General features: G+C 49.8%; 5 protein-coding genes. All 5 read right to left on the bottom strand.

Going from position 1 to position 13080, the window contains the following annotated elements:
- Positions 1–122: 122 nt before the first annotated feature.
- On the bottom strand, positions 123–1646 hold the full coding sequence (locus Pan161_RS05525; protein ID WP_197995711.1) for a mercuric reductase: 1524 nt from the start codon (positions 1644–1646) through the stop codon (positions 123–125).
- Positions 1647–1677: 31 nt separating this feature from the next.
- A complete protein-coding gene (locus Pan161_RS05520) occupies positions 1678–2463 on the bottom strand; it encodes a TVP38/TMEM64 family protein (RefSeq protein ID WP_145224797.1) in 786 nt (261 codons plus the stop codon).
- A gap of 163 nt (positions 2464–2626) precedes the next feature.
- On the bottom strand, positions 2627–4267 hold the full coding sequence (gene rho / locus Pan161_RS05515) for a transcription termination factor Rho (protein ID WP_145224794.1): 1641 nt from the start codon (positions 4265–4267) through the stop codon (positions 2627–2629).
- A gap of 1148 nt (positions 4268–5415) precedes the next feature.
- Positions 5416–6264: a M48 family metalloprotease gene (locus Pan161_RS05510; protein WP_145224792.1), complete on the bottom strand. Its 849-nt coding sequence runs from the start codon at positions 6262–6264 to the stop codon at positions 5416–5418.
- Between the two features lie 38 nt (positions 6265–6302).
- Positions 6303–12908: a ThuA domain-containing protein gene (locus Pan161_RS05505; RefSeq protein ID WP_145224790.1), complete on the bottom strand. Its 6606-nt coding sequence runs from the start codon at positions 12906–12908 to the stop codon at positions 6303–6305.
- Positions 12909–13080: the final 172 nt, after the last annotated feature.

The following is a 13080-nucleotide window of genomic DNA, read 5'->3' as shown; positions in this document are numbered from 1 at the left end:
TCCGGTTCGCTGTGTCTGAACAGTCTTTAGATTATCTGAAGCATTGTGAGGCTGGAATGCAAGCGTTCCTGCCCCATCCAAAGTGAAAATCGGCAGTTCATGTAGCGCTCCATCCATTCAGGTCATCGACTCCAGGAGAGCCATTTATTGAAAATACTTTTAATCAATGGACTGAGTCGCGTGCGATTATACTGGTCGCCGATTTTTCGGATGGCATCTGCCTGGGTAGGATAGGGGTGAATTACACTGGCCAGTTGCTTTAATCCCATGCCGGACTTCATGGCGACCGAGATTTCTGAAATCAAGTCACCCGCATGGCTGGCGACAATGGTGGCCCCCAATATTTTATCGGTTCCCTGTTTTACATGAATTTTTACAAAACCATTTGTTTCAGCATCCAGAATGGCACGATCAACGTCTTTTAATTCCTGGATGAAGGTTTGTATGTGGATATTCTTTGCGGCCGAGTCATGTTCATACAGCCCGACGTGTGCAATTTCGGGATCCGTGTACGTACACCAGGGAATCAGCAACTGACTAGCTTTACTTCGGCCTTTAAACAAGGCATTTCCAATCACAATCCGGGCCTGGAAATCGGCGGTATGTGTAAACTGATAGCGCGAACAGATATCGCCGGCTGCATAAATGGCAGGGTTCGTGGTCTGCAGGTAATCATTGACGGCAACGCCATCGCGTTCATTATATTTCACGCCCGCCTGATCCAGGTTTAAGCCATTCACATTGGGAGCACGACCGGTGGAGACGAGGATTTCATCAACGTTGAATTCGGTCAGTGTTCCTTGAGTGTCGACCTGAATTTTCTTGCCTGCTTCGGTAAGAGAGACCTGAGTGGTCGATGTGTTGAGAAGAATTTTGACGCCATCCTGTTCCAGTTGACTCTGAATAATTCGAGCAGCATCACGGTCTTCTCTGGGGAGAATCTGCGGTTGAGATTGAACCAGAGTGACTTCCGAACCGAAGCGGGCGAATGTTTGAGCTAATTCACAACCGATGGGCCCTGCCCCCACAACGGCCAACCTGTGAGGCAGTTCTGTTAATGAAAAAATAGTTTCATTGGTGAGGAAGCCAGATTCTTTGAGACCTTTGATTTCAGGGATAGCAGCCCGGGCACCTGTGGCAATGACCGCTTTTTTGAAATTGAGCTGGTATTGATCCACCTGAATTGTTGACTGGTTGAGGAAGCTTGCATCGCCGATAAAAACATCAACTCCCAGGTCTTTGAAACGTTGCGCGGAATCATGTTGACTGATGTCGGCCCGCAATTTACGCATGCGTTTCATCACCTGTGGAAAGTTGACTGCCACTGAATCAGGATCGACCTGGATGCCCAGTTCGTTTGATTTCGTGACAGTATGCATTGCTCGTGAAGATCGTATGATCGCTTTAGAAGGAACACAGCCTGTATTGAGGCAGTCGCCTCCCATCAGATGTCGTTCTATCAACGCGACTTTTGCTCCGAGCCCTGCCGCACCGGCTGCGGTGACTAGACCTGCGGTGCCCGCGCCGATGACTACCAGATTATATCTGCCGTCCGGTTGAGGATTGATCCAGTCTGGCGGGTGGACCTGATTCACCAGCAGTCGATTAAATTCATCGGGGGGATCAATCTGAAGCGGTTTGGTCATGTTGATCTCTTACGATTGTATTTGTGTCTGCTCAGGGCTGTGATTGAAGACGTGTTACAATTTTCTTCACGAGCAGAGGAAAGGTTCCCAGCAGGATAAAGGCGATAATCAGCTGTGGGGATAAAATTCCGCGGGCTCCCTGTTGAGAGAGTTCCTGCAACGTGGGAACACTCGTGCCAGCGTAGACATAAACGGCAGTCCCGGCAAGCATTCCCAGCTGGCTGACCCACCAGAATGTCCAGACACGAATGGTCGTGAGCCCCATTAACAGATTGAGGAGAAAAAACGGAACCGCGACGACCAGTCGCAGCGTAAAGAGGTAGAAGGCACCCTCTTTTTCAAACTGCCGATTGAAACTGGCAAAACGATCGCTGTATCGACTTTGAATAGCCGAGCGAAACAGATAGCGGCTGGTTAAAAATGCGAGGGTTGCGCCAGCCGTTGATGCAAAGCTGACGAGCAGCAGGCCTTTCCAGAAACCGAAAAACCAGCCATAGGATAAGGTCAGCGGGACTGCACCCGGGAGGGAGAGTCCCGTGATTCCGGTATAAACCAGAAACGCGATCAGGTAAATCGCAAGGGGATGTCGTACAGCAAAATCCTGCCATTGATGTTCTCGGGTTGCCAGGTATTCGAGTGTCAGGACATCGCGATACTGGAAATAGACCAGACCGATGATCCCTGCCAGGACGATTAAAAGAATCACGCGCAGGTAAGTCGCTGTCTGTTTCTGGCCGGAATTTGCTGTAGTCTGAGGAAGCAACGATTGACTGGATTCGTTAATGTGTGACTGCGAATCGGAATCGGCACGGTCCACCAGTGATTTCCTGTTCTAAAGAATCCCTCAGTTAAGTGATTCGCTGTCTTGCCGGTCCAGACTCTAGCGGACTTAGACTGTATCCAGTTTTACTTTAGCGTCTTCAGAGCTATTTGGACCGAGTCTAATAGATTGAGAGACGCTATGATCAAATGTGATGCGCCTACAGGATGGCGCGGATCTTTTCCAGAAATTCTTTGTTGCTCGGGAATTTCTTGAGGGTACTACTGAGTTGTTCCATGGCTTCGACCGGGTTCAGGGAAATCAGGCTGCGGCGGAGCAGTGTGACGCCTTCCAGCACATCGGGGGCCAGGATTTTTTCCTCACGGCGGGTTCCGGAGAGTGTAATGTCAATCGAAGGAAAGATACGGCGGTCGGACAGTTCCCGGCTGAGAACCATTTCCATGTTGCCAGTTCCTTTGAACTCCTGAAAGATCACTTCATCCATACGGCTGCCCGTATCGATCAATGCGGTCCCCAGTACCGTCAGGGATCCACCCTCATCAAAGCGACGGGCAGTTCCGAACATCTTTTTGGGAATATCCATGGCTTTCACATCCAGACCACCACTCATGGTACGTCCGGTATTTCCCACCCATTTGTTAAATGCACGAGCGGTCCGGGTGATACTGTCCAGAAGAATAAAGGCGTCTTCGCCTGCTTCGGCCAGTCGCTTTCCGCGTTCAAAAATCAGTTGACTCGTGCGAACGTGGCTTTCGACATCGCGGTCCATTGAAGATGAGATGACTTCACCTTTGATTGAACGCTGCATTTCCGTGACTTCTTCAGGGCGCTCGTCAATCAGGAGCACCATCAGACGGATTTCGGGATGATTGGTACTGACCGCTTCTGCGATATCCTGCAGCAGCATTGTTTTACCGGTTCGAGGCGGAGCCACAACCAGTGCACGCTGGCCTTTGCCGATGGGCGTCAGCATATCCATAATCCGCATTGTGATTGGCATCGGACCCGTTTCCAGTTTGATCTGTTCAAACGGATTAATGGGAGTCAGCTCATCGAACGATTTGATTTTCAGGTATTCTTCAATGGTCCGGCCATCAATGGTCTCAATGGATTTGAGCCGGGGGCCTTGACCGCGAGTACCAGGTCCCACTTCGCCGCGAATCAGAATACCTTCTCGCAGGTTATGTTTTTCGATCAGAGAACTGGAAACAAAAGCATCTGAATCCTGCGCTTTGTAATTGGATTTAGGGTCTCTGATAAAACCGTAAGCTTTGGGGTGTAATTCGAGTACCCCTTCAATCGTTCCTGATATGTTTTCATCGACAGGAGTATTCGAGCGTGGTCTGCGGGTTTGTGTTCTGTTGCCTCCGGCATTCCCACCTGATCGCGAACGATTTCCGCCGCGGTTGTTGGAGTTGGCACGGCCTCGGTTACCTCCACCCTGGTTGTTTTGGCCACCTTGCCCCTGTCGTCCTGGTCCCTGACTGGTCGTGCCGTCTGATTTTCTTCTACGCCTTCTTCTGCGACGATTGCCTCCGGTTTTGTCGGATGACTGATCACCGTCTGCACGGTTTGTGTTATTGTCGCCTGTGGATTCAGAAGAGGTGTCTGACATGCTTGCGGGTTCTCTTTCAGGTTCTGCATCGCTCGGGGATGAATGAGATTTTTCGAACATTTCGAGGTTTTCTTCGGCCTTGCGATGGTACTCATCCTGCAGGGCGTCGGTCTCACTTTTCTCTACAGTGTCCTCCGTCGCGCGTTCTACTTTTTTTCGTGGTTTAGTCGTTTTGCGACGTGCAGGTTTGGGTTTGTCTGAAGTTTCAGAACTTTTAGCGGCCATACAGAAACACCAAATGTTTATAAAATTGTTACGAAATAATTAGAGACACAACTACGGCATGAACGAGTAACGAAGTGACAGACAAATGCTTCAAGCCTGAATCATTGGCAGCAGAGAGCCTGCAATGATACTTGAATGCTGCTGGCATACTTCTGAACGTGCCGACTCTTTATCCAGAGAAAACCAGATCAATGCCAGTTAACGAAACTGGCGTAGGCCTGATCTCTTGAAAAAAGACTCACACAGTGGAATAACTCGCCCATCTGTGGACTCGACCATCTTGGCCTGAATATTCCAACTCATAGGACAATCGCTTTTGAAACAGTAAAGAGATTTAGCCCAGGCATTGAGAACAGATTGCTTTGACAAGCTTGTTGACGAATGCCTCTTACAGGGTGATCGTCTTGCCGATATCCTTTCAGGCAAAATTATTGTGGTCAAAAACTGTTACTAGAATTCAATCGTTTCTATCAGGTTCCGTCAACCGATAAATGGTTGCTAATAAGGAACTTTTAAATGTTTTACTAACTCGTGCTGGAATCAGTTTTCACTCAGTTGTCGTCGATAAATGGTGACGAAACGGTGAAAAGATTTAGGCGGCCTTCTGATGTCATTTCAACAAAACAGAAACAGCAGGCAGAGAACCTTCCGAAGATAATGTTTATAGCCAGTGATCTGGTCTGGTAGTTTTGCAACTGGTTCAGATACCTGAATATCCTTCAGCGCGAACATGAAAGAGCAATTACTTTCAAGAAACAGGCGACCGCCCAGATCTAATCAAGGGTGGTGCCAATGAAGACTAAAGCCCCGCCGGACACGACTCACATACATAAAAGCCAATTGGGTAATCAGTGATTTCTTTGTACTGATTGGTGGGTTATTGATCTCAAAAAGCGGGGGGAGATCCTCATTGAAAAACGGCTTTCCTGAGATGTCTTAGTTAGTAGTGTTTATCAAAACTATCTCATAGCGTCAATACTAATCGTATCGCCAGCTCGTTCTAGACATATTTTAACTTATCCTCAGACAAAGTCAATTCACTATCCTGTTTCTATCAGATGTTTTGTTCAGGAGCACTACAAGGTCTTGTCATTTAACGTGATTTCCCCGGTATTTCTGCTATTTCAAGTTCTGAGTTCAGTCCGAACTCAGGGTTCGAGATCAGGGGGCAAGCCGGACGGAAAGGCCTGCTGGATGAAATGATTGATGCGCTCAATACGGTTTCCGGGATCGGGATGGGTGCTGAAGATTTCCGGTTGTTTTCCGGGACCAGCAGAGCGTTTCAAGATATCCATCACGGCGATCATAGCGTGTGGATCGTACCCAGCCATGACCATGAGTTTGATGCCCCAGCGGTCCGATTCGAGTTCATCATTTCTGCCATATTTCATATTCACCATTGATCCGACCATTGCCGCCATCCTGGCGCTGCTGACGTCACCCCCTGCTACCCCCGCAGCGCCCGCCAGTCCTTGTGTCAGTTCCTGTTTCGCCATCTGTTGTGCGCCATGTCGAGAGAGAACATGCCCAATTTCGTGTCCGAGTACACCGGCCAGTTGTCCTTCTGTTTCCAGTTGATTGTACAAGGCAGCGGTAATGAAGATCTGCCCTCCCGGTAATGCGAACGCATTGATCACCTGGTTATCTTTGAGCAGATGAAAGTTAAAGCGATAAGGGTTATGACGTCCCTCTTTTGCAAGGGCATCATTGAAACTGTCAAGCAGTCGGCGTCCGACACGATCGACATACTCCTGGGCCTGTTGGTCCGGGTGCTCTCCGTGATGTTGCTGCAGAATGGCAGGCAACGCCTGCAGACCTAAAGCGATTTCCTGCTGCTCTGTTAAAGCAACCCGCTGATTCTCTCCCGTGATTTCATTGACATCTGACTTCATCAGATAGGATATGAAACTGAACAGGGCGATGCCGACTGCGATGATGAGCCGCATCTTAAATGAAGAATTGCGGGAACCATGTGAAGTTCTGATGTAACGTGTCATCTTTTTTATCCTGGAGTCATAAGATCGGAAGTACAGCTTCAGTTGTCTCTGAAAGAACGTGATGATTCATCCAGACTCTGGATGTACCGCCAAATGGCCTGAAACTGCAGGGGGGCGTCTCCATCCAGAATATGTGTGATTTTTGTTGTTTTTCCGTCTGCAGACAGACGGGGCATTTTTGAGGATATATCAAATCGCGGTGGATCGAGAATAAACCGCCGATAGTAATCATCGTTGAGACGTTCTCTGATGTGCACGAAATTTATCCCCGGTGCAATTTTTGTTTTCTCATCGCCAGTTGGCAAGCTGTCTCCGACACCATGGCACTGACGGCAGTCGAGCGCGCTTTTCGCAGTCAACTGATTACCCAGTTGAATTTGTATTTCTGGCTGTGTGTGTTCAGAACTGGAGTTCTTGGGAGATGTGTGATTGCGCATTCCATGCTCGGCCGCCATTCCTCGCGCCAGCAGCGCCGCGTGCGCTGGAAAAGCAGGCATTCTGGATTTCAACCAGGGACGGGGACGCCAGGGGAGCTGTCCACCAATAAAATTTTGGGACCAGTGTGGTTTCAATTTTTCACCCGCCCATGTCAGGCTCGGCAAGGGTTCCGGAGGTAAGCCCGACTCCCCTTCTTCGACGACAATCAAGGCACGTGGACTGGAGGCAGAATCTCTGGTGTGACAGGCGGAACAGTTTAACTGATGAAACCACCTTGCAGCAGTCTCAGTATCGCTCCGTCTGAACAGGGAGTCTGATTCGGTTTTTAGTACAGCCTGAATTGCAGAACGTTGTTCCGGACCAAATGAGAAGGTGGGGGCGGAAGCAGGTCGCTGATCTGTTTCAGCAAGACACCCCACCGTAAGTGACTGGACGCTGATGGGAACTGCCTGGAATTCAGTAGCACCCAGTGGTGGTTCATGGGGCGAAGAGTGACATTGAACACATCTCAATATATCAAACAGTGTCTTACCCCGGTTCGCTGAACCGGCTGGGGGAATCATTGCTTTCGGAATTTTTCCTTTGGAATTCTCGATAAGATAAGCGGCGAGGCCGGCTGCTTCCCGATTTGACAATTTGAAGTCAGGCATGCGACTCCAAAGGTAATGTTCATGGGGTGATTTCAGGAAACGTACCAACTGGGAAATGGTGAATTTACGTTTGATTAAGGCAAGTGAGTGTCGTTGGTATTCATCTGGCTCCTCGCTAACAGAAAAGTGATGGCAGTTGATACAACCCAGAACTTCGTACGACTTTGCTCCTGCAGACAGTAATTTCTCTGGATCGGTTTCCGCTGTGTCATATTGTGTTTCTGGATAGTCAATGACAGGTTTCTGAGCCTGGGACACAAACCAGGCGGTTAAGTCGGCTGCCTTCTGAATGGTCAACTTTTCAGCGGGATCACCCAATAAGGAGGGCATATTGGAATGTGCTCGTAAATTATGTGGATTTAACAGCCAGTGAAATAACCAGCGTTTTGTCACACGCGTCCCGATATTCTTCAAATCTGGCGCAGACTGCGATAATTCAGGCATCGCTGTGCCTTCTGAAAGGAGTTTGTCTGCCTGCAGCCGGGCAAGCGAGAATGAAAGATCTTCGCCCGGCAGTGTATGGCAGGCCAGACATTGAAATTGCGCGAGCAGTTCGCGTCCTTGGCGGATCTGCTGTCGTTCCAGCAACTGGACGTCATTACCTGTGTGGCTCAAAAGTTGAGGCAGGATTGGTTCCGTCGCAAAATTCTCGCCTTTCCAGAGTAATCTTAACCGGGCACGACCATCAGGTTGGCTCTGGTAGTCCAGCTGCAATTGATTAAACCCTTTTTTTAAATGAACGGGTACGGGGGCAGACTGTTTGAAGTCTGTACCGGTTATCTGAAAAATTTGATTTTGATTGACTTTTAAACGGGCAGTTCCCAAACCCTCCAGACTCAATTCGTATTCACCGGGAATGGGGACGCGCAAATAGACTTCGGCGGTGGCAGAAAAACGGCCCGGTTTCAGAAAAGGCGTGGCTGGTTCTGCAGGGCTTACAGACAAAGCCAGCAGACGGTTGCTGCGTGCATCAGTCACGGTCGAACCGGTTGACTGATTCTGTTTAAACCGCCAGAGAACTCCTGGTTTTAACTGTTGCACCTGAGTTGCTGTGAGTAGTTCATTTTTCTGACGACGGACCAATATAGATTCTTCCATTTTACGGGACGAAACCGAATTGATCGTATGATAATAGGTCTGTTTTAATGTTTCACCAGACTGGCTGGTTAACTGCCAGGTGATTCCCATCTGCATCACGGGAATGACACGAGACAACTCCAGGAAAACCGTGCGTTGGTCAGGCAACAACGTGGCAGAGATGACTTCGACTTCATCACGACCTGCGGTCTGGGGAGCGGAAACGCGATATTCCGGCGAACCGTAGTTTTGTGACCAGAGATAATTCCATTGTTCAATAGCGTAATTATCGGGGTTCTCAGCCGTTTGATGATCCAATGGGTTCGTAAACGTCAAAGCAATTCCATTCTGCATGGTTTTGACTGCGACAGGCAGGTGGACGGGTTTTCCAGTGTAGCGCACGCGTTGCAGGCAACCGTCTCGGACCGCATTCGTTACCCAGCCTCTCAAACCACTGACGTAAAGCTGCCCATCTTCGGGGCTGAAGCGTCCCCGCATGATTCCCGACTCAAACTCGAGCGGCAGTGTGAGTGTGCCCCCCTGCGATTGGTCCGCAATGACTTCCCGCAATGTGAGTAGCAGTTTACTTTGCCCGTAAGACAAATGTAATAACTGATTTTCCAGCGGTCCCCATTCCCGACTGGTCACCCAGACCTGTCCGCCACTGGAGTTATCCTGCAGTCGCGGGATCCAGCATAATGGGGGATCATATCCCAACGGTCTGTCCGGCGTGATCTGTGAACCACCAAAGCCGTAGTAGCCTCCTTGTTTTACTTCTATGATGCTGGAAGCTGGAGTCCAGTTCCCCTCCTGGGGGGATGCGGTGATAATATTGCCGGGGCCCATCCCCATACCGTTGGGATTGCGAAAGCCGGATGCAATCTGATTGAGACGTTTACCATTCCGGCTGATCTGCATGACCCCCTGCTGAGCGTGCATAAAATAAAAGTTCCCGAAGGAATCAGTCTCAAGGCAGGTTACATAATCGTGACCACCCACGGATGTCGGGATCTGATTGTTGAAGCATTCATAGAAGTCGGCTTCGCCATCCAGATTCTGGTCATGCAGGATCGTGATCTGATCGCGGCCTAATACATGAATCTTGTTGTTGATGACTTTCAGCCCCAGTGGCTGAAAAAGTCCGGTAGCAAAACGCTTCCACTTCAATTCGCTTAAATCAGCGTCAACGCCTCTGACCAGCCAGATATCGCCATGCACGGTTGAAACCGCCAGGTCTCCATTATCCAGGAAGTCGTGACCACTGATAAAGAAGAGCGCGCGGTACGGGTTTTTATGCGGAATGGTAAGCGTGTCGATTACATAAGGAGCATTCTGCTGGCTGAGGACTCCTTTGGTAATGAGTATTTCGGTCCAGCGAGATGGTCCCGGGATCAGTTGTGTCTGCAGCGAGTCTGGTACTGAGAGATTGGGAGCGTTGTAGGCCGCGTTTGTTTTGCCGTCCGGACTGATCTGGTAATAAACGAGAAACCGTTGTGTAGTTTTGCGGGGAGGGATCACAAAACTGGCGGTCCCCAGCTCTTTGTTGGCACTGATGTGGGATTGTATTTCTTCCCCGCCGATGCAGCCAATTAAAACCGGACTGTTTTGATTCGTCGTGATCATTCGCTGGGGATGATTTTCTACAGATTCCACCTCACTGGCATCAGCAACGATCAGATTTAGTTCTTCCTTCCCGGGGCCGATTTCAAAAGCGCGTGTAAAGCAGGTGCCTTCAGTGGAAGACTTGAACCAGGGAGATTCATAAATCGTCGTCTCACCGATACGGTATTCCAGTGTGACTCGATTCTGATTGACGTGAGAACCAACGAACTGATACTTCTGTCTCCAGCCGGGCCCCTCTGCTGTCGAAAAATGAATCTGGCCGACGGGTGTCGGTGCGCGTATCAGACCAAAGCGTTCCGGGGAAGGCTTGAGAAATCCATTTGACCAGATACCCCGCACTTTGCCGTGTGCGGTGTCATAGCAGATCGTGGCTGCCTGATTTTCACCGACGCGGATCGAGAGCCCTTTCTTGACAGGACCCGTTGGTAAAGGCACGATACAGGCCAGCCAACCGCCTATCTCCGTCTGCTGCCAGCGATTATCACTGGTCTCTTCCATCGGCTGATCGAACCCGACCGCATCTTTGCCCCAGTGGTCGCGTTCTTTTTCAGTAGCAGCTGTTTCAACGCGAACTGATTTCTCTGGTTCAGATCGATCCGAGATTTTTATTTTATCAGGGAAGTCAAATGAGAGCAGGAACAGAGTGTTTTCATCCTGTTTCAGTGGCGCTATGGGAACGACTGTAAAATCGCGTATCTCTTTTGAAATACGAAAATCATCCAGCAGGCCATCACAGCCAAGCCTGTTTTCGACGAGCCGTCCGAAAGCGATGTTGTGCTCTGCTGGTTCGGTTGATTTTCGTTTCGGGAGTTTCGAATTGAGCGCCTGTTTGCCGTCGACATACAGGCGCAAACGAGAGTCTTCCAGAATCATGGCGACATAATGCCATTCGTCGTCACAGATATTGATGCCCGTCTTAAATTCTCCCCCCTGCCCGGGCAGATACACGCTGAAAAATCCACTGCCGGCATAAGAGTACATTTCCCAATGTGCTGTCGCGCTCTTGGGGTCACAGGCGAGCAGGATATTGAAACTCGTTTTGCTGTTCAATCTGACCCAACCCTCTGCACTGAGGGGACGGTGATCTAATAAACCAACTGCTGATTTCGACAGGTATGATCCCGCATTCGCGTTGAGGGCATTTCCCCATTTTCCGGGAACCAAAGTGTCTTTCCGCACGGGCTTTACTTCTACTGCCGGGGAGGGATCAAATTCCTGAATCGGTCGTCTGGCTGCCCAGGCGGTGGCGCGGCGGAGCATTTCAGTGGCGGCGAAGGAGTCGTAGGTTTTTTCGCTGTGCCCGAGCAGCGTCTGGAAAATGCGTCCTTTGCCGTAGCGATAGGTCCAGGCCAGCGGTTCCTTGTTTTTCGTTACTTTGGATCTGGCAGTAATGAGAGCCTCAACCGGTTCGGTGCCATCCTGACGAAAATAGAGTTCATCGGTCACCGGAAAATCCTGCAGGTTTCGGGTGAGGGGATGCGTGGCGTCGGTAATCTGGACGGTGAACTCTCCGAAGGCATCGTGTCCGCTTTTCTGTTCTCCCTTGCCATGATGATTCCAGACCCGGCGAACAATCTTACGATATTCGGGCCAGTCGGATTCTCCTGCCTGGGGGAGTGAGAAGTGAAAGGCACCATTGGCGAAATGGATTAAGATCAGCCCCCCGCCTTGTTGCAGATAATTCATAAATGCGTTGCGCGAGGTTTCACTTAATGGGGTTTTATCATGCCAGTTGGTATAGTTCTGCACAATGACCTGATAGTCCTGCAAATCCTTTTTCGACAGATCTTCGATGTCATTCGTGAGATCCACTTTGATACGCGGGTCTCGTTCCAACTGTTGCTTAATCACAGGCGTGGTTTTTTTCCAGTTATGCCAGGCATGCGCCTCGTTGCCGGCGAATAGTAATACTCGAATGGGTTCTGTATCAATTAACGCTGGTTCGGTTCCCTGGATGCCTGCCAGGGCGGTGCTGATTTCTGCATGAGTGTAGTATGGGGCTTCCACACCGTTTTTAGGGACGTCGATGTTTGCGGTCCAGGCAATGGCATTGAGGATGAATTTTCGAAAGGCGGCGTTCTGCCAGTTATCATAAAAATGACCGCAGGTCGTGCCAAAGCCGCGCCCCCCCTGGCTGCGTTCTTTAGCCCAGGCGACAATGTTGCCGTTTTCAGGGCGTCCTTTGAGTTCAGAGACTTCCAGTAAAGTCGTCAGCTGTTGATCTGCAGGCTGGAAGCGAATGTTGTAATAAAACTCCTCGCGAAGCTCAAACGGTTCGACGCCGCGGCAGATCGGATGTTTGGGCTCAGGCAGTGTTACCGGGGCCTTGAGTGTTTTAATCGCCGAATACCAGTTCCGTTTTCCATTCTCTTCCCAGTCAAAATAACCGCCGGACCAGTTCTGAATCTGTTTCGCATACTGGTCAGGGGCGAATGTGGAGAAATGAAATGTCAGAAAGCCACAGCCCCGATCGATCTGCTGCTGAATCTGTTTCAGGTGTGCAGCATTGGCAAAGTGCGGCGCTTCCGCAAATTTTTCGCCGTCTCTGCCATCAGAAATGATCATGATGGTGTCGGCGTCATTCAGCGTCTCCGGATTTTCCGGCCAGCCATCCAGGTGATATTCGACCTGAACTGTGTCGCGAATATTGGAATTGTCGAGCATGACCTTAAGCAGTTTGACCGACCAGGGATAGTCATGAATCCCATTTCCCACTGGGCCATGACTTTTGGGACCTGCGATCAGGACAATCTTATGTCGGTCACTGCTTTCATTTTGAGGAAGCTGTGCAGACAGAATCGACATCGCCGGTAGGCAGAGTACGAGCAGGAGTCCGACTAAATATCGTAAAATCATAATACCTCTGAAGCTCAATTATACAGGGGTCTGAGGTTCTTCAATCTTGAGACTGTTTTGGATGAATCGATGACTCAAGATTTTATTTTACCGACGCGGATGAGAAATTACTTCCAGCAGATTAGAAAAAATGAAATTCACTCCGGTTGGAATCATTTCCCGGCTGGCTGTT

Origin of the sequence: Gimesia algae (assembly GCF_007746795.1) — a bacterium.
GTDB lineage: Bacteria > Planctomycetota > Planctomycetia > Planctomycetales > Planctomycetaceae > Gimesia > Gimesia algae.
This window is presented reverse-complemented; position numbering and strand designations above follow the sequence as displayed.

Bases quoted from the DNA above. Each gene is read 5' to 3' on its own strand.
- Pan161_RS05525 (WP_197995711.1), bottom strand. From the start codon at position 1,646: ATGACCAAACCGCTTCAGATTGATCCCCCCGATGAATTTAATCGACTG.
- rho (WP_145224794.1), bottom strand. From the start codon at position 4,267: ATGGCCGCTAAAAGTTCTGAAACTTCAGACAAACCCAAACCTGCACGT.
- Pan161_RS05510 (WP_145224792.1), bottom strand. From the start codon at position 6,264: ATGACACGTTACATCAGAACTTCACATGGTTCCCGCAATTCTTCATTT.
- Pan161_RS05505 (WP_145224790.1), bottom strand. From the start codon at position 12,908: ATGATTTTACGATATTTAGTCGGACTCCTGCTCGTACTCTGCCTACCG.